A 21440-nucleotide genomic window follows, 5' to 3' on the forward strand; every position below is an offset into this window, starting at 1 on the left:
CCGCACCGTGCACAAGCGGGCGCGGGCGTACGGCGGGCAGGATTCCGGACATGAGCGATGCGCGGGAAGTGACCTGCCGGTCCCAGTGGTCGGGTGCCCTGTGGTTCCTCGTCGGATTCGGGGCGACAGGGGCGGCGTCGGCCGTGCTGCTCCGGGCCCTCATGGGCCTCGCCGTGTGGCCGGTCGCCGCGGTGCTGTCCGCCGTGGCCGCCGTCGCGGCGATGGACAGGGCCACCGCGTGGGTCCGCGCCGACGCCCGCGGTGTGCACTCCCGCACGCTCCTGCGCCGCCGGAGCGTGCGCTGGAGCGACGTCGCCGATCTGCGCGTACGCCTGAAGTACGCGAACACGCCCCGGACCCAGGACGTCCGCCGCATCGTCGTCGTCCTGCGGGAGGGGCAGGACGGGAACGACGGGAGGGGCCGGGGGCGCGGGCGCAAGTGGACTCTGCCTCTGCCGGTGGGGCTCACCTCCCACGACCCGGACTTCGACGAGAAGCTGGAGGTGTTCCGTGCGCTGCACCGCCGGCACGGCACTCCGGAGTCGAGTCACCTCGCCGTCATCTCGTACCGCACCACGGGGCGCGGCTGGATCGGTTCCCTCGTCGTGAGCGTGCTGCTGCTGGCACTCGCGGGCGCGGCCGCGGCGTTCGTCCTGGCCGCCGACGCGGACCTCCGGGCCTGGAAGTCGGCCGTGCCGTGCACCGCCGGGGCCTCTGCCGCGGAGAGGAGGGAGACGTGCGTGACGACGATGCCGGCGGTGATCGAGCGCACCGAGGCGCATCACCCCAGGAAGGGCAGCCGGCTCTACTTCACCGACGCCCGCCCGCTGGAGCGGCTGGGGGTCTCCGAGGAGGCCGCGCGGGCGTTCCGTGCCGGTGACGGCGTCGAGCTGACCGTCTGGCGCGGCAGCGTGAAGGAGGTCGCCGGTGAGCGTCACGTCTGGCGCGAGCACACCGTGACTCCCGGCAGTGTCGCGGTCGCCGCGGCCGTCGTGGCCCTCGTCGCGGGCTATCCCGCCGCCCGGGTGCTGGTGCGGATACGGCGCCGCCGACGCCCCGAGGACGAGGTGCTGCCGTCGGTCCTCCCCTTCGTGGCGGTCCTCTTCGGTACGGCCCTGTGGCTGCTCCCGCTCTGCTCTCTGCACCCCACCACGCTGTTCACGTCACCGCTGACGACCTTCTGGCCGGTCGCGGGCGCGCTGGTGTCGCTGGTCCTGTTCGCCTGGGCGTGGCGCGTCACCCGCTTCCGCGGGCCGGAGGAGAGCGGGTCCGGCAGGGCGGCCCCGTCCGCCGGCCGGGACGACGACGAGAAGGAGGTGTTCCTCCGGGCCCGTTTCCTGGAGGTCGCCGACTACAACCCCCGCCGTTTCGGCACCCACGTCGTCCTGGGCGGCGACGGCCCGCCCTCCGTCACCCCGCATCCCGGTCCGGGCCGCTTCGCGGCGCGGCCGATCCCGGTGGGACGCCTCGCCCTCAGGAAGGTCCGCCCGGTCCGGGGCGGTGACGGCGACGGCGTCCCCGGTGCCTGGCACATCGCCGAACTCGACGACGCCGGCACCCCGGTCCGCCTGGCAGCGGCGCCGGCGGACCTGAACCGGATCCTTCGGCACCTCACGCCGGGGCAGGCGCCGGGATTGTCGGCAGAGGCCGCCGCCGTCGGGCGGTTCACACCGTGAGCTTCACGGCTTCCAGCCAGACGTCGTTGTCGAGGGTGCCGCCGAAGGTGTAGTCGGGGCGTGCCTTGCTGCACGTCCGCTGTCCCCAGTCGCGCTGGCGCAGACGGACGGTGTGGCAGACCTCGCCGCTGCCGACGTTGATGGCGAAGCCCAGCATGTTCGGGGCGTTCTGCTTCGAGCTGCCGATGTAGAAGTTCTTGCCGTCGCCGGTGATGGCCGTCCAGCTCGGCTGCCACGCGCCCCGGCCGTCGACCGGCTTCGACACCTGCCGGAACGCGTTGGCGGCCGATCCGTCGACGCCGTGCACAGCGATGTTCAGGGCCTTGATCGGCCGGTTCTGGCCCGCCGTACCCGCGATGGTGCCGTCGCACACCGGCTTCTGCCAGCCCTGCTCGGCGACGTACGCGCGGTAGCAGATGTGTCGTCCGGACGGGTCGCTCGCGGCGAGCCGTTTCACGGCACTGGCGGCGGTGTCCTGCGGGGGCTTCGCCGTGACGGTGGTGGTGTCCTTCGGAGGCGTCGCGGTCACGGTGACGGTGACGCCGCCACCGCTCTTCGCCCCCGGGGCGTACGTCGGCTTCGGCCCGTTCTTGTCCTTGCCTTTGTCCTTGTCCTTGCCCTTGTCCTTCGGTTTGGCCGAAGGCGAGGCGGACGTCGAACCGGGCGGGGGCGGGATCGGCCGCGGGGGCGTCTTGAGGGTCGGTGACGCCTCGGCCGAGGACGAGCCGCTCGCACGGGCGGCGGCCTGTTCCTGGCTTCCGCCGCCGTCCGATCCGCCGCTGCCCAGGATCACCAGCGGTATGACGACCAGCGCGGCCACACCGAGTGCCACCGGCCCGACGACCAGGGGCCTGCTGAGCAGTCCGGGGCCCTCGAACTCGTCGTCCGACTGCCGGGCGGCGGTCCTGCGGGCGGGTTTCGGCGGCGGTACGGGGCGGGCGGCCGACTCCGACCGGGATTCCGGGCCGGAGCCCGAACCCCAGCCCAGTCCCATCCCCCCGCCCATGCCCATGCCCATGCCCATGCCCATGCCCATGCCCATGCCCATGCCCGGACCCGAACCCGGTCCGGCCCCGGGCTCCGGTCCCGGTCCCGGGCCACCGGACGGAGGCGGGGGCGGCGGCCCCTCGGGCTCGGGAAGCGCGTACGCCGCTTCGTCGAAGTCGTCGTAGACGTCCTCGTCGGTATCGATGCCCGGAGCGGTCACGGAACCGGTGCCACCGACGGGCCCGTCGTCGTCGGCGTCGTCGAGGGCCTCCTCCCCCTTCACGAGGGACGGTGTTGGCGCCGGCACCGGCACCGGCGCCCCCGGCTCCTGCTGCTGTTCCAGCAGCGAGCTCGAACCGTCGGGGGAGACCTCGACGAACGCCACGTACCCCGCGGCGGGGTCGGAGATCGCCGCTGTGACGGTGATGTCCCGGTCGCGTGCGTGGCCGTGCAGGGTGTCGAGGATCGCGGCGTCGACCGTCTCCCCCTCCGCCACCGGCACGGGCTCACCGTTGATGGCGGCGGAACCGTCACCGGAGATGACCACCGTGAAGTGCGGGGACGGCTCGGGCGGCCTGCCGGACCCGGCGTGTTCGCCTCCGGCGACCGGCTCGTCCGCCTCTTCCCCTTCGCCCCGGCTCATAAGCGTTCCTCTCTGCCGTTCCCGGCCGCATGGCACGGCCGGGTCCGTGTCGGCGTGACCCGCGTACCGCAACGGACGCCGCGTGAAAATGGTTCAACTCCCCGGTGACAAGCGGGATAACGGCCAAAACAGCGATGACACGGGACGGAATGGCACGTTCCATCCGCGTGACGGTGACGGAGCCGCGTCCTACTAGAGTCCGAGGGTGGACGACTACGTGAATTCTGTTCGTTTCGCTGTGCTGGGGCCGGTCCGGGCATGGCGCGGGAAACAGGAACTGGATCTCGGCTCGCCGCAACAGAGGGTCGTGCTGGCGGCGCTGTTGTTACGGCGTGGACGCCCCGTACCGCTCGGTGAACTCCTCGACGCCGTCTGGGGCGAGGAGCCGCCCGCGGCTGCCGTGTCCGTCCTGCGGACGTACGTGTCGCGCCTGCGCAAGGTGCTGGAACCCGACCGGCACCCGGCCGGGCCGCCCCGGGTGGTCGTCTCCGTCGGGGACGGATACGTGCTGCGGATCGCGGACGACGCCCTGGACCTCGCCGTGTTCCAGCACCGGGTCGCCCGGGCGAAGAGGTCGCGCGCCGCGGGCGACGTGTCCGGCGCCGCGGAACTGCTGCACGCCGCGCTCGGCGGGTGGCAGGGAGCCGCGCTGGCCGGACTCCCCGGCCCGCTGGCCGAGACGGTGCGCTCCTGGCTGGACGAGGAGTGGCTCACCGCGCTGGAGGCGCGGCTGGACATCGACATCGAGCTCGGACGCCATCACGAGGTGATCGCCGAGCTGATCCCGCTCACCGGCACGTATCCGCTGCGGGAGCAGCTGTGCCGGCTGCTCATGCTGGCGCTGTACCGGTCCGGGCGGCAGGCCGAGGCGCTGGCCGCGTACCGCGGTACACGGAGAGCCCTGGTCACGGAGCTGGGCATCGAGCCCGGCACCTCGCTCCAGGACCTGCACGACCGCATCCTGGCGGCCGACCCGGCCCTGATGCCCGTCCCGGTTCCGGGCTCGACTCCCGCCCCGGCACCCGCTCCGCTCCGGCCCGCGGCCCCGGCCCCGCTCAGGCAGCTCCGGCCGTCCGGCCAGGCCGAGCCGTCCGAGCCGTCCGGCGTCGCATCGGCGGACGGGAGAGCGGCCGAGGGCACGGCAACCGGCGGCAGGACGGCAAACGAGCCGGCGTTGGACGACGGTCCGGCCGGCCGGCCGGCGGACCGGGCCGACCACTCCGACCCGCACGGTCTCCCGGAGGGAACCGCCCGTCCCGCGCAACTGCCCGCCGACCTGCCGACCTTCGCCGGACGGCACGCCCAACTCGACCGGATCCGCACCCTGTTGCCCGAGGACGGCAGGCCCCCGGCGACCGTCGTGATCAGCGCGATCGGCGGCATGGGCGGGATCGGCAAGTCCGCCCTGGCCGTGCACTGGGCCCATCGGGTCGCCGACCGCTTCCCCGGCGGCCAGCTCTACATCAACCTGCGCGGCTTCGACCCGACCGGCTCGGCGGTGACGCCGGAGGACGCCGTCCGTATCTTCCTCGACGCGCTCGGCGTCCCCCCGATGCGCATACCCGCAGGTCTCGACGCGCAGGTGGCGCTCTACCGCAGCCTGCTCGCGCGGCGCAGGGTGCTGATCCTCCTCGACAACGCCCGCGACACCGAGCAGGTCCGCCCGCTGCTTCCAGGCACCCCGGGCTGCCTGGTCATCGTCACCAGCCGCAATCGGCTCACCGGTCTCGTCGCCGCCGAAGGGGCGCACCCCCTGACGCTGGACCAGCTGACCCCCGCCGAGGCATACGACCTGCTCGCCCGGCGCCTCGGCACCGACCGGCTGGCCGCGGAACCGAAGGCGGCGGACGAGATCATCGCGCGGTGCGGCCGGCTGCCGCTGGCGCTGGCCATCGTCGCCGCCCACGCCTGCGCCCATCCCGCCTTCCCGCTCAGCGCCATCGCGGACGAGGTGAGCGACAGCCACGGCAGCCTGGACGCCTTCGCCGGCGGCGACGGCATCGCCACCGACGTACGGGCCGTCTTCTCCTGGTCGTACAAGGCGTTGTCCGCCCCGGCGGCACGCCTGTTCCGGCTGCTGGGCCTGCACTCCGGGCCGGACATCTCCGCGCCCGCCGCGGCCGATCTCGCCGGGCTCCCCCCGCGTGAGGCCCGTGGCCTCCTCGCCGAGCTGACCCGCGCCCACCTGCTCACCGAACACTTTCCCGGCCGCTACACCCTGCACGACCTGCTGCGCGTGTACGCCGCCGAACAGGTACGCGTCGAGGAGACGCCGAAGGAGCGGAACCTGGCCGTCGAACGGCTGCTCGCCTGGTACCTGTACACCGCCGACGCGGCCTACCCGCACATCACCCCGCGCCGCCGTCGTATGCCCTTGGAACCGCTGCCCGAGGCGTGCCGGCCGCTGGAGTTCACGACGCAGGAACAGGCGCTGGCCTGGTGCGAGACCGAACGGTCCAACCTGGTCGCCGCGGTGCACCAGGCCGCCGCGTCCGGACAGCCGGGCACCGCATGGCGGCTGCCCGCCGTCCTGTGGGGGTTCTTCTACCTCCGCAGCCACACCCACGACTGGCTCGACACCGCCCGTACGGGGCTGACCGCCGCCCGCGACGCCCAGGACCGCGGGGGCGAGGCCCAGGGCCTCGCCGACACGGCCGCCGCGCTGCGTACCTCCGGCAGCCTCGACGAGGCCATCGAGCACCTGCACCTGGCGCTGGCCCTGTTCCAGGAGCTCGGGGACAGGGCGGGCAGGTCGTCGGTCATCGGGAACCTGGGCGACTCCTACCTGCAAGCCGGCCGGCTCGGCAAGGCCGTCGAGTACAGCCGCAGGTCGCTGGCGCTCGACCGCGCCGAGGGGAGCGCCTGGGGGGAGGGCATCTCCCTGTGCAACCTGGGCGACGCCTACCAGCGGCTCGGCAGGTACGACGACGCCCTCGGCTGCCTCGAACAGGCGCTGGTCGTCCTGCGCGCCAGCGGCAACCGCTGGGTCGAGGGCATCGCCCTCGACATCCTCGGCACGGTCCACCGCAGGCTCGGCCGCTACGACGAGTCGGTCGAGTACTACGACCAGGCGCTCACGACACACCGGGACATCGGCAACCGGTGGGGCGAGGGCCACACGCTGGGCAACCTCGGTGAAGCCCGTCTCGACACCGAGGAGCCGGAGGCCGCCCGGACGAGCTGGCGCCAAGCCCTGGCGATCTTCGTGGAGGTCGGTCATCCGGACGCCGAGAAGGTCCGCGAGTGGCTCGCCCGCCTGCAGGACGGTCCGGCCGACGCCCGCACCCGGGAGGCTGCGCCGAAACGGACCGCCTGACATGGATCTCCTTCGATCGTGAGCCCCGCCGGGGAGCCGCCGGGATGCACCCGAACAACGGGAAAGAGATGTGGACGGTTCAACTCCGATGATCTTTTCGGAGTTGAACCGTCCACGTGCTCGCGGCGCGTGCCTCAGCGCGTCAGCACCTCAGGACACCTCAAGGCGCCTCAGCGCACCTCGCGGTAGACGCGCCCGCTCGCGTTGGCGACCGCCCCGTCGTAGAGACCCGTCCGGTGGGTCTCGGTGGACAGCACGAACCACGCGTAACGCTCCAGGAAGTCCAGGCCGTTCAGCATCTCGGTCGAGGACCGGACGAAGTCGGTCTGCTCCTGTTCGCTCGGGTAGCGCGGGGTGCCCTGGGAGAAGTCGATCAGGGCGTACTCCGTGAGCCAGACCGGCTTGTTGTAGCGGTCGTGCACGGCCTGCAGATAGCCGCGCAGCTGGTTGACGGCGTCGGGGCCGAAGTCGGCGCCGTACCAGTGCAGGGGAATGAAGTCGACGCGCAGGCCGCGCTGTTCGGCCCCCTTCATGAACCGGTCCAGCCAGCCGCCCTCGAGGTCACCGCCGGAGGCGACCGCGGGTGCGCCCAGGCGCAGGCCGGTGGACTCCAGCCGGGGCCACAGGTCCAGCGCCTGTTCGGGCGACATGGTGGCCTGGCCCGGATGGTCCGGCTCGTTGAAGCCGAGCAGCGCCTTCCCCTCCTTGGCGGCCTGGCCCAGTTGGGCGTCGGTGACCGAGTCGGGGCCCCAGATCATCGGGACGTACTCGACGCCCTCCGGCCTGGTGACACCGTCGCTGGAGGAGGCCCAGTTGTAGAACCAGGACGAACCGGAGTCGGCCAGGGCCTCGGAGGCACCCGCCACGGGGTTGAGGCTGATGCCCTTGCGGGAGGCGGCCGGGGTGTTGCCGCCCTCGCGGGGCTGCTCGGTGACCACGGGGGCCGGCGGGGCCACGGCGTTGTTGTCGGGCGGGGCGGCGGCCTCGCCGGTGCCGTGGAAGGTGACGGTCATGCCGGTGCACTGCCGGCACTGGTACACGACCTGGTTGCCCTGTTCGGTGTCGTGCTTGGACCAGCTGTACGCGGTCGGGCACTTGCCGGCCAGCGCGTCGCTGTAGGGGGTCTTCGCGTCCCGGTTCGGGTTGACGCACACCAGCGCCCGGCCGGTGGCCTCGTCCTTGACCAGGTTGTCGGCCGGGCAGGCGGCCAGCAGGTCCTCGACGCACCCCGCCGACGTGCACTCGCCCGACTCGGGCGGTGTCACGCCGTCCGGCGTGATGGTGATCGGCGACGCGACGGCGTTGACGTAGCTGACGTTGTACCAGGGCGCCAGACTGTCCTTCGGATCGAAGTTGAACTCGGCGAGTCCGGTCGGCTGTTCACCGGTCGAGCACCGGTCGGAGTACGGTCCGCAGTCGCCGACGGCGCAGTGGAACGTACTGCCCTCCTCGCCGGTGCAGCCCTCGCGGGCGAAGAACTTGCCGCGCCAGTGCCCGGCGCCGGAGTTCTCGGGGATCGTGATGGTGGCCGACTGGCCCGGGTCCAAGGTCGGCAGCCCGGTGAGTTCGGCCGACCCGTCGGCGTTGACCGTGCTGCCGATCCAGATCCGCTGGCCCGTCGTGTTCTTGAAGGTGACGGTGTGCTCACCGGTGCCGGCGTTGGCGGCCGGCGAACCCGCGATGCTCACGTCGTCCGAGCGCTGGCTCTGGACCAGCAGGGCGGTGCCGGTGACCCCGACGGCGACCAGGAGCAGCGCCAGCAGGAACGAGGTGCGTCTGCGCAGGACGGGCCTGCGCAGGACGGGCCTGCGGATGAAGGGTCTACGCATGGATCACGCCTCCTGGTGGGGCGACGTACGTCATTTCCGTCCTCTCTGCTGGGGGTTCGTGCGTGTGGTGGTGTGGGCTCTGAGGGGCGCCGGGCTGGAGGCCCTCGTCGGTGAGTCGCTGCTGCTGCCCGGGGCCGTGGGGGAGCGCAGGGGGGCGAGCGACTCGAGCGAGCTGCGCAGGGCCGCGTGCCCTTCGCCGCTGAGCAGGGACGGCGGGGGCGCGGACGGCGTCAGGGGTGACACGGGGCTCGGGGGCTTGCTCGTAGGGGCGCTGTCCACCGGGCCGCCGGCGGGGGCGGCCCGCCCGGTCTGCTGAGCGGCCCGCTCGGCCGCGAGAAAGGCCTGGCCGTCGAAGGCGTCGGCGGGGCGTGGGGTGATGGTGGGGCTGTTGCCGAGCTGTTCTCGTCGGGTTTGTTCGGCGGCGCGGAAGGCCTGGCCGTCGAAGGTGTCCTGGGCGCTGGGGGCGGCGGTGGGACTGGTGCCGAGGCGTTGCCATTGCGTCTGCTGGGCTGCCTGGAAGGCCTGGCCGTCGGCCATCTCGTTCTGGCGGGGTGCCTCGAAGCTGCTCCGGTCCTGCCCCACGACCGGTGCCACTGCCGGTGCGATGTCCGACCGCTCCCGCGAAGCCGGACGCTCCCAGCGCTCGCGCAGCGCCGCGAACTGCCGCGCGTCGGCGGCCATGATCCGGTCCCGGGCGGCCTCCATGGCCTCGGTGGCGGTGAGGGTGGGGGCGGCCGTGTCCGTGCTCGCGTTCGTGTCCGTCTGCGTACCGCTGTCGGTGTAGGCGTTCGTGGTCGTGACCGGCGCGGTCCGCAGTACGTCGTCCTGCCACGAAGTCCGGCCCCGTTGGGGCGGATCCACGCCCTGGGACGTCTCCCGCAGCGACTCCCGCATGTACGCGTTGGCGGCGTACCGCGCGACGGTCGGCATGCTCTCGGGGGACTGCTCGAACGCCTTCCTCCAGTTCTCGTCGGTCCTGACCAGGTGGAGAACCGCGTCCTCGAAGGCCTCGTGCTGGAGCGTCGACAGCCGGCCGATCCTCCCCCCGAGGCGCGCCATGTCCGGATGCGCCGACTGCGCCGAGGGCATCTCGGACGGTCCCTCCGCCGGCCTCTGTGCCGGGACGGGCGGCCACGGATCGGACCGGTCGGCCTCCCGTCCGCCGACGGACGCGTAGTCCCCGCCGGCCGGGGTCGCCGCCGACTGCGACCGGCCCGTCAGGCGGTCCATGAGCCGGCGCAGCCCGGCCGCCAGGCGGTCCCGGAGGCCTGCCGTGCCGGTCGGATCCCGCCCGTTGTCGCGACGCTCGTCCCGCAGGCGGTACTCGGTCTTGATCAGGTCACGCGCCAGTCCGACTTCGGGGCGCTCCTTGGTCAACCGGTTCCGGCTCGGGGAGGCCGCGTTGTCATCCGCCACGGTGCCCCTCTTTCAGGTCGGAGGTGCTGACAGGAAGCGACAACGGGCGGGCCGGGGGCAACGGTTCAACAAACGGGACGCCACGGCGGGGCACGGCACGGCGGCCGCGCCTCCCGCCTTCTCCAGTCCACCCGGCCCGCGGTGCCCAGGCCCGCCCAGGCACCGACGGGACCGTCGAGGTGACCGTCAGGCCGGGCCGCCCGGAGGTGTGGGCTGTGAGGGCGGCGGCGCGAACGGGTCCATCATGTCGACGGACGGCGTCTGCTTCGGCCGGTGCGCGGTGGGCTTGCAGCCGGCGAAGGGGCCCTGCGGGTTCCGCAGGGAATCCATGACCGGGCCCAGATAGTCACGGTGCCAGTTGGCGGGCCCGATCGCGTCGGAGCCGGGCCCGGTCATGTCCCCCCAGGCCAGCCACAGGGCGTGCAGCTGGGCGATCGCCTCCGGGTGCTCCCACCAGCGGCCGCACCAAGGGGCGGTGGAGGTCACCTCCCTGCCGTACACCGGCAGCAGCACGTGGTGTGTCCACAGAGTGAGGCGGCGCAGGGTGTCCGCGTACTCGTGGCCCTCCAGGTAGAGGATGAACTTGGGCGGGGAAGGCGGGGAAGGCGGGGAAGGCGGGGAAGGCGGGGAAGGCGGAGCGGGCTCGGCGGGTTCGGGGGGTGGCGCGGGCTCCCGCTCCCTGTCCGGCTCCCGTTCCCACTTCCGCTCCTGCCTGCCGGCGGCGGTCTCGGTCGTCATCGTGCTCCTAGGTACGACCGTTCGGCGGGGGGCGGGGCCGCCCCCCCCCCACGGGGAAGAATCGGGGCGACACCGCCGGGCCGCGACCCCCCCCGCCCGGCGGGGGGGGGTCGGCCGGGGCCGACCTGGTGCCCCGCGGCCCGCCGGTGGGGGGGGGCCCGCCCCGCCCCCCGCCGAACGGTCATGAATCGTGGCTACACGGCCGGGCCGCTACCACCGCCGCGCTTCTGGTGGTGGTTGCTTCCGTGGTGGCCGCCCCCGTACGGGGTATTGCCGGACTGACGGCTGTTCTGCCCGTCCGTCGGGTAGTAGGAGTAGGACGAGACCGAACGGGACACCGGGTTCTGCGGGGACTGGTAGGTGCCCTGCTGATACGGCTGCTGACTGCTGTAGGTCCCCTGCTGGTACGGCTGCTGACTGCCGGAACCCGACTGGTAAGGCTGCTGATTGCTGTAGGAGCCCTGCTGGTAAGGCTGTTGACTGCTGGAACCCGACTGGTACGGCTGCCGGGGGTAGGCCGCCGAGACGGGCGGCTGGCCGTAGAAGTCGTTGACGCCGGTGGACACCGAGCTGGTCCGGGTGCCGGCCGGTGTGAAGTCGGAGAGCTGGTAGCCCTGCATCTGCTGGGTCAGCGAGGTCATGCTGGCGTGGTACGGCGTCTCCAGCTGGTACCCGCCCGGTGCGGTCGTGGTGGGGGAGGCCGGCGGCAGGGGAGGTGCGGGTGCGGGTGTGGGCGCCGGTGGCCGGTTCTGGAACCAGGGAGCCGCCCCGCTGGCCAGCCCGGCGCCGATGGCGCCCACGGCCATGCCCATCTGGGCGGTGCCCGGGCTCTGCACCGCACCGGTGCTGTAGCCGCCGTACACGCCCGCGAACCCGGCCGCGGTCAGGTCCAGGGCCATCTGCGTGTAGTTGACCTTCTTGGGCTCCCGGTCGGGGTGCTTGTAGTTCGAATAGAGCTTGGAGAGTTCCTTGACGCCCCGGTACGCCGCCACCAAACCGGAGATGGTGACACCGCCGCCGTACGCCGCCTGCCCCGGCGTGTTGGCGGGCGCCGCTGCCGACTGGCCCGCGATGCCGGCGCCCTGGAGGACGGACGCGCCACCGACGCCGACGGATTCGATGAACTGGGTGTCGTGCTCCGCGGCCCATTTGGCGGCCGAGGAGGCGCTGCTCTTGATCCCGGAGGCGACCTTGTCGCCCACCCGGTAGAACCACTCGTTGCTGCCCGCCGGGGACCAGGGGGTCCGCTGCGGCATCTCTCGCAGGGATTCCGGGTCCAGGTTCGGGGCGTTCCTCAGGACTCTGTCCGACGGGGGCGCCGGCGGCAGTGTCTCGAAGAGCTGCCGCAGCCCCAGACTGGAACCGCTCGAATCGCTCCGGCCGCTTCCGTCCGACCCGGTGGGTGAACTCTTGCGCTTCTTTTCCTTGTCCTTGGGTGGCATGCCGTACCTCCTTGTGGTCCGGTGCGGAGCCGAGCCCTTCATGGCCGGCCCCGGCTCGCTACCGGACCACAACGGAAACCGGACGGAACGGGTTCAAGGAGCCGGCCCGCGCGGGATGAACCGGCTTCCCGGCCCAAGACGTTGTCATGGTCGCGGTATCCGTATGAGGAGGACGGCCGTCCCTCCCGGCGGAGCACCGCCCGTACCGAGGGAAAGGAAGGTGCCATGGCAGGATCCGATTCCGGAGCCAGCAGTACCGCTTCCAACGCCGGCCACTACCAGTCCGTCAGGGTTCACCGCAACGGGGGCGTCACGGACTCGCGGTCCGCCGTCCCGGACGACGCGCCCGAGCCCCACCGGGACTCCGTGGCCAACGTGTACAACCAGGGCAACGACCGGTTCTACTCGATCACCCCCAGTTCCTCGGGCAGCGAGTACAGGGCCCTGCGATGGGACCAGCGGGCGGCGGAGTGGATCAAGGACCACAAGGACACCGTCGGCAGGGCCCTGGTCGACGTCGCTCCCTCCCTCATCCAGGGCGCGGCGAACTTCGCGCCCGAAGGGCTCGCCCGGACCGCCGTGAAGACAGTGGGTCTGGGCGCACAGGTGGCGCTGACCGCCTATGACGCCTTTCAGCTGTACCAGCAGGACCAGGCCGACCCGATGCGGGTGGTCTCGCTCGGGGGGCGGGCCGTGTCCACGGGGCTCAACCTGTACAACACCCTGGGCCCGCAGGGCACCGCCACCGCCGTGGCAGGCGGTGCCGCGAACTGGGCCGCCGGCACGGCGACGGTGACCAAGGCGGTGGCCGACGCCAGCACACCGACGCTGCCGATGTACCAGCAGCGCGACAACATACCGCTCCAGGACCTGCCGGCCCGGATGCAGCCGCCGCCGGCCGGGACACCTGCGTCCTACGCCTCCACCGAGTCGTTCCACACGGCACGGTCGACCCCGGGGAACGGTCCGGCCGTTCCGGTCCCCCCGCTCACCAGCCGGCCGGTGCGGGACTTCAGTCCGCCGAGCAGCCGGGACTCGCAGGAGAGCGGTCGTGCGTCCGTGCGGGACACTGCCCGGACGCACGGTGCGACCAGGCCCCACGGGCCCGGGAGGCGGGAGGGTGGCTCCAGCCCGAGCAGGTGACCCGGGCCCGGGCCGTGGGCACCCCGGTACGGCGGGTGCCGTACCGGGGTGCCCACGCCGACGAGTTGAGGGTCCTACCGGAACGCGGCCCCCGTCCCCTCACGCGTCCGGCCGGACCACCCCGAGGATCTCCAGCGACCCGGCCGGCGCCACCGTCACCGAACGCCCCGGGCGCGGGGCGTGGATCATCTTGCCGTCGCCGATGTAGAGGGAGACGTGGGTGGCGTCGGCGTTGTAGATGATCAGGTCACCGGGGCGCATGTCCGCGACCGGGACGCGGTGGAGCAGGCGCCACTGCTCCTGCGAGGTGCGCGGGATGGCCACACCCGCCGCCAGCCACGCCTGCGAGGTGAGGCCGGAGCAGTCGTAGGAGTCGGGTCCCTCGGCGCCCCAGACGTAGGGCTTGCCGAGCTCACGGGTGGCGAAGGCGACGGCTCTGCGGCCCGCGCTGCTGCCCTCGGTGCCGGCGCTGTCGAGGACACCCGACTCCACCCACGTCGCCTGGGCCTCGTCGGCGGCCTCCCTTTCGAGCGCGGCCAGTTCGCGGCGCTGCTCCTCCGCCAGCCGTGACTCCACCTCCTGCGCCTCGTCGATGCGGGCCTGGATCGTCCTGCGGTGGGAGTCCATGGAGCTGCGGTTCTTGCGCAGCCGCTTCAGCTCGTCGGCCGCGTCGGCGCTGCGCGTGCGCAGTTCCTTGCGGGTCTTGGCCAGGGCCGTCATCACCCGGTTCGTGCCCTGGTGCGCCTGGCGGACCAGGGAGGCGTTGTCCAGGGCGCGTTCGGGGTTGTCGGCGAGGACGAACTGCACCTCGGCGGGGACACCGCCACCGCGGTACTGGGTGCGGGCCGCCACCCCGGCCAGCTCGGTGAGGCGGGTCAGCTTCTTCTCCGTCGACGTCACTTGGGCCTCGAGCGCGCCGACGCGCTTCTTCTGCCGGGTCACCTTGCCGTCGACGGCGTTGTACTTCTCGGTGGCGACCTCGGCGTCGTGGTAGAGGCGGTCGAGTTCGGCGCGCACCTCGGGGAGGGTCGCCGGTTCGGCACTGGCGGGCTGGTGGAGCACCGCCGTCAGGGCGAGGGCCAGCGCGACGGCGGCCGCCGTCCGGTGGCCGTGTGCGCCCGGGATCCGTCTCATGCGGTTCGTGGCTCCCTTCGTAGGCGCCGCGTGGGTAGGGATGGTGGGACGTGGAAATGTCATGGGGTCGCCCACACAACGGAGCCGTGCCGACCGGAGGTTCAAGGCGGACGGCACGGGAACCGGGGTGAACCGGGACGACCTCGCCGTCCGTTGTGCGCGCAGGGCACCGGACGGCAGGACCTGGGCGAAGGGATGTGTATGAACGCGGAGTTGGTGGTACTCGCGCTGTGCACGGGGTTCGGCCTCGGCTTTCTGCTGGCCGCGGTCCGGGCGATGGCGACGGCCGCGGCCCTGTGGGCGCGCGGCCGGCGGGTGATGGGGTTCGTGACGGCGCGCAAGGCGACCGACCGGCGGCGCGGCGGGCTCGTCGTGTTCTCCGACCACTTCGGCAGGGACCTCGTCCTCGATCCGGGACGGTACGGGACGTTCTACGGAGTGCCCCCGGTCGGCGGCAGGGTGCCGGTCGTGTACGTGCGGGAGCACCCCACGCAGGCCAGGCTGTGGACGCCCAGGCATCTGCTGGCGCCGTCGTTCGGGTGGTTCCTGTCCGCCACCCTGGCGTTCGGCACCGGCGTCGTGATGGCCGGGTGAGGCGGGCCGGGCCCTCGCCCGACCGTCCCCGGCGCGTCGGCGAACTCGACGTGCTGCGCGGGTTCGCCCTGTTCGGCATCCTGGTGGTCAACGCCCAGTTGATGGCGGGCCCGTACACGGCCTTCGGCGGCGGGCCCGGGGCCCCGGCGCCGGACCGGGGCGCCGCGTGGGTGGTGACCGCGCTGGTCACGGCCAAGTTCTACGTCCTGTTCTCCTTCCTCTTCGGCTACGGCTTCGTCCTCCAGTCCCGGTCCGCCCGGCAGGCGGGCGTCGCCTTCGCCCCGCGCCATCTGCGGCGCGCGGCGGGCCTGTTCGTCCTGGGGGCCGCGCACGCCGTCCTCCTGTATCCCGGTGACATCCTGACCACGTACGCCGTCGTCGCGCTGGTGCTGTACGGGCTGCGCGGGCTCTCCGCGCGGGCCGCGCTGCGTGTCGCGGCCGGCCTGCTGGCCGTGCTCGGAGTCCTGCTGCTCGGATACGGGCTGCTGACCGTCGCGCTCACCGAGCCGGTCACCGTCACCGAGTACGCGCCCCGCGTCGCCGACACCGTCGCCGCGTACCGGGGCGACGCCGGAGCGGTGCTGGACGAGCATCTGCGCGAACTGCCGGCGGTGATCGCCACGGACCTGCTGTACGCGCCGGCCATGCTGGCCGCCGCCCTGGCGGGGTTCGCGGCGGCGAAGTCCCGGCTGGCCGAGCGGCGCGGCCGGGACCCGGTGTGGCTGCGGCGGGCCGTCGTCCGCCTGCTGCCGCCCGGCCTCGCCGGCGGTGTGGCCGCCGCCTGCTGCGCGAGCGGGCCGCTGGACAGCCGCTGGTTCCTGGTCGGGCAGGCGGTGACGGTGCTGACCGCGCCGGCGCTCACGGCGTCCTACGCCTGCGGCCTGCTCCTGCTGCTCCAGCGGTGCGAGGCCCGCGTCCCGGCGGCGGCCCGGGTGCTCGCCGCCGCCGGACGCATGGCGCTCAGCCACTACCTCACCCAGTCGCTCGTCCTCGCCTGCGTGTTCACCGGGTACGGGCTCGGACTGTACGACCGGGCCGGCACGGTCGCCGTCCTCGCGGGGTGCGTACTGCTCTATGCCGTCCAACTCGCCGTCAGCGTACGGCTGATGGACCGGAAGCGGTACGGACCGGCCGAGCTGGTCCTGCGTACGGTCACGCTGGGCCGCCGGCCCGGCACCTCCCCGCACCGGGTCAGTACACCGGCTTGGACAGCGTCACCCCCGGAGCACCCTGCGTGCCCGGCAGCCCCGGCACACCCGCCGCCGCCTCCGTCCCGCCCGGAGCATCCCCCAACCCCGGCAGAAGACGGCGCGCGGCGCGCTCCGTAATGGCCGCCGTCTCCGCCTTCGCGGCCGCCGAGATCGCCCCGGCGCCGGGCTCCTTGTACCAGGGGCGCAGCCGGATCAGCGCCGGTTTGACGCCGGTGGCGAGGAGCAGAGCCGTGCCCTTGGGGAGGGCGCGGATGCGGTCCGGCGGCAGGATGGACTCCTGGCGGTAGGAGTACGACCGCGAAGTCCCCTCCTTGCCGCGGGAGATGGTGGGCGTACGGACGTCGTGCTGGCCGACGAGCGTGGAGATCTTCTGCACGAAGTCGGCGTCGTCCAGACCTGCGCCGAGGAGCTTGATCGTCGCCGCGCTCCACAGCGCGTCCATGCCGACCTCGCCCCACACCCGGGCGCCCTGCCGGTAGCTCTGCAGCAGCGTGACGACGTTGATGCCGCGCGAGCCGAAGTGCGAGTACAGGTCGGGCAGATCGGAGATGCGGCACACGTTGGCGGCCTCGTCGAGGACCGCCGTCAGCGGCGGGTCGAGCCGGCCGCCCATGCGCTCGGCGGCGACCACGCCCGCCCGCATCGTCGCGTCGGCGAGCCCCGCGATGACGCCCGCCGCGGACCCGCCACCGTCCTTGGACAGGAGGTAGAGCGTGTCGTAACCGAGGACGTGCAGGTCGGGACGGAACTCGGGCAGGCGGGGGTCCGGCGAGACCCAGGCGAGGATCTCCGGGTCGAGCAGGCAGGACACGGTCTGACGGGCGGTCTCGTAGATGCCGTCCCGGGTCTCCACCGCGCCGCGCACGGTGCCCTGCAACTGCTCGGCCATCGCGACGAGCCCGGCCTCGCGGAGCAGGTCGACCGGGGTGCGGTCGGCGGGGTCGGCGAGCCAGCCGAGCAGTTCGTGGATCGGGGTGCGGCTGCGGGCGGCGGCCAGGAAGAGGGCGGTGAGGGTGTTCTGGGCGGCCGAGATCCAGAAGTCCTTCTTCGCCGTGTCGTCGTTGACGGACGCCACGAAGTGACCGGCCATGCGGCGGGCGCCCTCGATGGTGTGGCACTCGCCGAGCAGGTTCCACCACATGGCGCGCGGGGTGTGCGCGATGCCCTGCGGGTCGAACGTCCAGACCATGCCCGCCCTCTCGCGCTCGGCGCGGGTGACGGCGTACACGTCGGACTTGTTGGAGGTCAGCAGGACGGCGCCCTGGGCGCGCAGCACCCGGGGGACGGCGATGCCGGTGGACTTGCCGGCCCGCGGCGCCATCAGGTCCAGCTCCACGTCCTCGTAACTGCTGCGCAGTTCGGGGCCGTTGGGGCTGAGATCGCCGAGGAGGTTGCCGGTCTCGTCCGGGTGCACCCGGACGCGGCCGTTCAGGGTGGGGCGCAGTTCGCGGGCGCGGGCCTCGATGCCCTTGGGGCACATGGCGGCGAGTTCGCGGCGCCCGGCCAGCCCCTTGGTGCGGCCGGACCGGCCCAGGACGAGGCGCAGGACGAGGGCGACGGGCAGCGCGAGGAGCACCAGCAGGCCGAGCATGCCCGCGTAGAGGGCGGCGGCCGGAGCCCCGGGCCACAGGCCGGTGGGTCCGTCGGAGACCAGCTGCGACACGGTGGACATGGCGAACGGGGGGCCGTCCCAGCCGTTGCCGGACAGCCCGGACCCGAGGGTCCCGCCGCACCAGGCGACGGTGAACATGGTCAGACCGGTGCCGGCGATCGCCACGATCGCCCACGGCAGTTGCTCGTGCAGGGAACCGGTGCCCGGAGCACTCACGCGGACCACCTCCCGGCGCCCGGACCGCCGGGGAACCCCGGACCGCCGGGGAACCCCGGACCGCCGGGGCCGCCCGGCGTCGCGTACGCCCCCTCCTGCGCGGCCCGCGCCACCTGCGCGGCGGTGTGGGCGAGCTGCTGCTCGACCGCCTGCTCGACCCGCTCCTCGTTCGGCGTCCACCGGGTGTTGGTGTTGTGCAGCCGGCGCTCGGCGTCGGTGATGGCGACCTTGATCGGGATGCCGGGGCGTCCGCCGACCTTGATGAGGAAACGGCCCCGGCCGGGCGGCTCCTCGTGGTCGCCGGAGACACCCCAGCCGGGCGGCGAGGACCAGGACGACACGAGTTCGATCTCGCGCCGGGACAGGCCCACCACCTTGCCGAGGTCCTCCATCTCCGCCTTCGGCAGCCCCGCGCACACCACCATCCCGGCCCGCTCGACGAAGCCACGCGCCTTGGCCCGGTCGGCGTCGGTGCCGAGGGCCTCGGCGTCCTTGAGCGTGTGGGTGATCTTGGCGTCGCCGAGGCCGAGGGACCGGTTGAGACGGGTCAGGGCGTCGATGCGGTCGACGATGCCGGAGGCGGCCCGCAGCGGGCGCCACAGCTCGTCGAGCACGGTGAAGAACCAGCGCCGGGGCTCGAGCCCGGCGTCCGCGAGGGCGTGCGAGGCGGCCACCGTGCCGAGTCCGTCGGACCAGGCGGCGAGCATCGCGGCGGCGGTCAGCTGGGTGTCGGCCTCACCGATGCCGGAGATGTCGATGCACACCGCCGGAGCCTCCGGGTTGATGCGGGTGGACGTCTCGGAGGCGAAGGTGTCGCCGAGCGGGCCGTCGAGAATGCCGAGCAGGGAGCGGTGCAGCGGGTCGACGGCGTCCCGGTAGCGGGCGTCGTCCCCCCGGTCGAGGGTGACCGCGCGCACCCGGTCGGGGCCCTCGGTGAGCACCCGGAGCACGTCCGGCAGCAGTACGGTCCGGCCGGGCGGGGTGCGTTCGCGCAGGTGGTGCAGGACGGCGGAGAGCACGGACTGCTCGTGGTCGTCCATCGGCCGGCCGCGCACGATGGTGATGAGCGCGGCCACCATGTTCAGCACCCGGCCGTGCGTCTCGGCCTTCAGCACCTCGCCCGCCTCGCCGCCGATCCTGGCCGCCGCCGCGCCCATGGCGCCCGGGTCGAGGACGTTGATGCCGCCCCGCCCGCGGCCGATGGAGATCACCTGGCCGCCGAGGGCGCGGACCGTGTCGGCGTAGTCGGGCTTGAGGTCGCCGAGGACCAGCGGGACGACACCGGTGGCGGAGAGCCCGATCAGCATGCGGTTGACGAGCGTGGACTTGCCCAGACCCGGCATGCCGAGCATGAACAGCGACGGGTTGGAGATGTACCGGGCCCGGGTGAACCAGTTCAGCGGGTCGCCGCAGACCGTGGCCCCGGTGAACAGGTGCTGCCCCAGCGGTACGCCCGTCATGGGCGAGCCGGAACCGGCCGCGAACGGCCACATACCGCACGCCTGCACGGTGGTGGCCCGCCACATGGTCGGCGGATCCAGGTAGCCGACCCGCCCGCCCCCGGCCCCGTACCAGCCGCGCGGCGGCACATACGGCTCGCGGGGGCGGGAAGCGGCCTTCTTCTTGCCGCCGCCCTGCTTGCCACCCTGCTTGCCACCGTCCTCGCCGAACCCGTCCTCGCCGGACCCGTCCCCGTACCCGGCCTTCTCCCGCTTCTCCTGTTCCTTGCGCTCCTTGCGGCCCTTGCGCCCGGACTTCTCCGGCCGCAGGGGCCCCGCCCCCGCTCCGGGACGCTTCGCCTCCAGTTCCGCGCGGGCCCGCCGCTCCGCCAGCCGGTCGGCCAGCTCGGCCTTCTTCTCGTCGCGGCGGCTCACAGCGCCTCCTGCAGTTCGTGCGGGATCAGGGTCTGCTCCCACGGGAGGATCCCGGCGGGCAGCGTGCAGCTGAACGCGGCCGCCTGCATCCGGTCCGCGGGCCGCATCAGCACCCGGGAGGCCGCGGTCAGGTTGCGTACCGTGACGCTCGCGTCGGCCAGTTGGTCCATGGTGTCGACGGTGACGGTCAGCATCAGCGAGAACTCCACGAGCCCCGCGCCCGACGCCTCCTCGGCAGCGGTCTGCTCCGCCGCCCGCATCTCGGAGGCCGCGCGGGCCTGCACCATGCCCCGGCCGGACGTCGCCATGAACTGGGCGCTGCGCCGGTCCGCCTCGACGATCCGGGCCGAGGTGGCCGGGTCGATCGGCCGGTACACCAGCGCGACCCGCTTGCGCCGCGTGCCGGGCGCCGCCTCCAGCATGCCCCGCAGCACCGAGGACCGTACGGTGCCGCGCGGCGCCAGCGTCATCAGCCAGGTCCGGGACACCCCCGAGTCGTGCTGGTAGCTGCCCACGGTCTCGACGGCGGCGGCCGGCCCGGCGTCGTCCCACTCCAGGCCCGTACCGCCCTGCTGGGCGCGGGCGTTGAGGACGTCGGCGGCGACGGCCGGGTCGTAGGCGACGCGCACGACCTCCGCGATCCGCTCCGCGGACAGCGGGTACGCCGCCCCGCCGCCGGCCGCGACCAGACCGCTGAGCAGGCCCGGGATGCGGATGGCGAGGTCGGTGATCACGTCCTCCTTCTTCCGCTTCTGGCCCGCGGGGACGCCGTAGGTGAGGCTGATGTACGTGTGCATCTCGGAGGACGCGGTGGGGTAGCGCTCGACGACCTCCTCCATCACGGCACGGGCGGCGGCCGGCGCGTTCGGCTGGATGCGGGGCAGCACCTCGTGGGCGAGCCGGGTGCCCGGATCGGGGGCGGTCTCCACGATCACGGAGGCGCCGCGCAGCCCGGGTTCGTGGGACAGACGGGCCAGCCACTCGCCCCACAGGGCGACCCACACGTCGACCTGGTCCGGGTCGACGAGCGAACCGCCGTCCGGGTCGCAGCCCAGGACGATCGTGTACAGGTTGCGGTTCGGGTGGTGCAGCACGCCGAAGGGACGGTCGTAGGCGTCCCGGCCTTCGGTCGCGGAGACCTTGTTGAGCAGCCCCGGCGGACGGAACCGGCCGCCCGGCCGGGCGGACAGCGGCCCGGAGACGTACAGGTGCGCGCCCCTGGCCTTGCGCCGCCGCCAGCCGATGCGCAGGGCGAGCAGCTGGTAGACGTTGCGGCCGTCCTGGGTGCGGATGGCGAGCGGGACCAGGAACAGCGCGATGGGGGTGAACACGACCATCGCCGCGTACAGCGAGATCAGGGACGCGAGCAGGGTGAGGACGAGCCCGCCGAAGACACCGAAGGTGCCGACGAGCCCGAGCGGACCGAGTCCCGGACGCCTTGGGCGGCGCCAGTTCCCGTAGGTCGGATGGGTGACGGCTTCCGTGGACATGAGGGTCCGTTTTCCCTTCGTTCAGTGATCGGGTCACGGGGTGGGGGCGGGCGGGGCGCGAGGGGGCGGGGGAGGGAGGAGACCGCCGGACTCCATCGGGGGACGCGGAGTCCGGCGGC

At 73.2% G+C, this 21440-nt stretch carries 13 protein-coding genes and 1 pseudogene; 5 read left to right on the top strand and 9 right to left on the bottom strand.

The features are described from left to right. Positions 1 to 50 precede the first annotated feature (50 nt). The gene (locus ACFWVE_RS14405; protein ID WP_384012910.1) at positions 51 to 1676 is read left to right on the top strand and encodes a PH domain-containing protein; all 1626 of its coding nucleotides are present in this window, start codon (positions 51 to 53) and stop codon (positions 1674 to 1676) included. On the opposite strand, the gene ACFWVE_RS14410 is transcribed toward ACFWVE_RS14405, so the two are convergent. Beyond that, positions 1666 to 3306, bottom strand: a complete 1641-nt coding sequence (locus ACFWVE_RS14410) for a hypothetical protein (RefSeq protein WP_384012912.1) — start codon at positions 3304 to 3306, stop codon at positions 1666 to 1668. The two genes, ACFWVE_RS14405 and ACFWVE_RS14410, sit on opposite strands and share 11 nt — an antisense overlap. Before the next feature lie 205 nt (positions 3307 to 3511). On the opposite strand from ACFWVE_RS14410, the gene ACFWVE_RS14415 reads away from it, so the two are divergent. Continuing rightward, positions 3512 to 6622, top strand: coding sequence for a BTAD domain-containing putative transcriptional regulator (locus ACFWVE_RS14415; RefSeq protein WP_384012915.1), 3111 nt, complete (start codon positions 3512 to 3514; stop codon positions 6620 to 6622). A gap of 170 nt (positions 6623 to 6792) precedes the next feature. Here ACFWVE_RS14415 and ACFWVE_RS14420 read toward each other — a convergent pair whose 3' ends face one another. The 4 genes from ACFWVE_RS14420 to ACFWVE_RS14435 all read right to left on the bottom strand — a co-directional run bounded on the left by ACFWVE_RS14420 (position 6793) and on the right by ACFWVE_RS14435 (position 12047). Further along, positions 6793 to 8451, bottom strand: a complete 1659-nt coding sequence (locus ACFWVE_RS14420) for a glycosyl hydrolase (protein WP_384012918.1) — start codon at positions 8449 to 8451, stop codon at positions 6793 to 6795. A gap of 30 nt (positions 8452 to 8481) precedes the next feature. Then, positions 8482 to 9867 carry a hypothetical protein gene (locus ACFWVE_RS14425; protein WP_384012920.1) on the bottom strand — a complete coding sequence of 462 codons (1386 nt, stop codon included), beginning with the start codon at positions 9865 to 9867 and terminating at the stop codon, positions 8482 to 8484. A 186-nt stretch (positions 9868 to 10053) separates the two neighbouring features. Next, positions 10054 to 10605 (bottom strand): DUF4913 domain-containing protein, encoded by a 552-nt coding sequence (locus ACFWVE_RS14430; RefSeq protein WP_384012923.1) that lies wholly within the window; start codon positions 10603 to 10605, stop codon positions 10054 to 10056. A gap of 194 nt (positions 10606 to 10799) precedes the next feature. Further along, on the bottom strand, positions 10800 to 12047 hold the full coding sequence (locus tag ACFWVE_RS14435) for a hypothetical protein (RefSeq protein WP_384012926.1): 1248 nt from the start codon (positions 12045 to 12047) through the stop codon (positions 10800 to 10802). A gap of 225 nt (positions 12048 to 12272) precedes the next feature. Here ACFWVE_RS14435 and ACFWVE_RS14440 point away from each other — a divergent pair, with 225 nt between their 5' ends. Beyond that, complete coding sequence (locus ACFWVE_RS14440) at positions 12273 to 13190, top strand: hypothetical protein (RefSeq protein WP_384012929.1); 918 nt, start codon at positions 12273 to 12275, stop codon at positions 13188 to 13190. A 99-nt stretch (positions 13191 to 13289) separates the two neighbouring features. Here the strand turns inward: ACFWVE_RS14440 and ACFWVE_RS14445 are convergent, their stop codons facing one another. After that, positions 13290 to 14324: an NlpC/P60 family protein gene (locus tag ACFWVE_RS14445; protein ID WP_384012932.1), complete on the bottom strand. Its 1035-nt coding sequence runs from the start codon at positions 14322 to 14324 to the stop codon at positions 13290 to 13292. A 201-nt stretch (positions 14325 to 14525) separates the two neighbouring features. Between ACFWVE_RS14445 and ACFWVE_RS14450 the strand changes: the two genes are divergently transcribed. Next, complete coding sequence (locus ACFWVE_RS14450; protein ID WP_384012935.1) at positions 14526 to 14918, top strand: hypothetical protein; 393 nt, start codon at positions 14526 to 14528, stop codon at positions 14916 to 14918. A 644-nt stretch (positions 14919 to 15562) separates the two neighbouring features. Then, a pseudogene (locus tag ACFWVE_RS14455) lies at positions 15563 to 16069 on the top strand (DUF418 domain-containing protein); the annotation flags it as partial. Positions 16070 to 16109: 40 nt separating this feature from the next. Here the strand turns inward: ACFWVE_RS14455 and ACFWVE_RS14460 are convergent. From ACFWVE_RS14460 to ACFWVE_RS14470, 3 genes are all read right to left on the bottom strand, one after another. After that, positions 16110 to 17957, bottom strand: a complete 1848-nt coding sequence (locus ACFWVE_RS14460; RefSeq protein ID WP_384012938.1) for a type IV secretory system conjugative DNA transfer family protein — start codon at positions 17955 to 17957, stop codon at positions 16110 to 16112. Then, on the bottom strand, positions 17954 to 19546 hold the full coding sequence (locus ACFWVE_RS14465) for an ATP/GTP-binding protein (RefSeq protein WP_384013012.1): 1593 nt from the start codon (positions 19544 to 19546) through the stop codon (positions 17954 to 17956). Before ACFWVE_RS14465 ends, ACFWVE_RS14460 begins: the two co-directional genes overlap by 4 nt. A 281-nt stretch (positions 19547 to 19827) precedes the next feature. Further along, positions 19828 to 21321: an SCO6880 family protein gene (locus tag ACFWVE_RS14470; protein WP_384012941.1), complete on the bottom strand. Its 1494-nt coding sequence runs from the start codon at positions 21319 to 21321 to the stop codon at positions 19828 to 19830. Positions 21322 to 21440 lie beyond the last annotated feature (119 nt).

The organism is Streptomyces sp. NPDC058632, assembly GCF_042717095.1.
Lineage (GTDB): Bacteria > Actinomycetota > Actinomycetes > Streptomycetales > Streptomycetaceae > Streptomyces.

Bases quoted from the DNA above. Each gene is read 5' to 3' on its own strand.
- ACFWVE_RS14405 (WP_384012910.1), top strand. From the start codon at position 51: ATGAGCGATGCGCGGGAAGTGACCTGCCGGTCCCAGTGGTCGGGTGCC.
- ACFWVE_RS14410 (WP_384012912.1), bottom strand. From the start codon at position 3,306: ATGAGCCGGGGCGAAGGGGAAGAGGCGGACGAGCCGGTCGCCGGAGGC.
- ACFWVE_RS14420 (WP_384012918.1), bottom strand. From the start codon at position 8,451: ATGCGTAGACCCTTCATCCGCAGGCCCGTCCTGCGCAGGCCCGTCCTG.
- ACFWVE_RS14430 (WP_384012923.1), bottom strand. From the start codon at position 10,605: ATGACGACCGAGACCGCCGCCGGCAGGCAGGAGCGGAAGTGGGAACGG.
- ACFWVE_RS14435 (WP_384012926.1), bottom strand. From the start codon at position 12,047: ATGCCACCCAAGGACAAGGAAAAGAAGCGCAAGAGTTCACCCACCGGG.
- ACFWVE_RS14440 (WP_384012929.1), top strand. From the start codon at position 12,273: ATGGCAGGATCCGATTCCGGAGCCAGCAGTACCGCTTCCAACGCCGGC.
- ACFWVE_RS14445 (WP_384012932.1), bottom strand. From the start codon at position 14,324: ATGAGACGGATCCCGGGCGCACACGGCCACCGGACGGCGGCCGCCGTC.
- ACFWVE_RS14450 (WP_384012935.1), top strand. From the start codon at position 14,526: ATGAACGCGGAGTTGGTGGTACTCGCGCTGTGCACGGGGTTCGGCCTC.
- ACFWVE_RS14470 (WP_384012941.1), bottom strand. From the start codon at position 21,321: ATGTCCACGGAAGCCGTCACCCATCCGACCTACGGGAACTGGCGCCGC.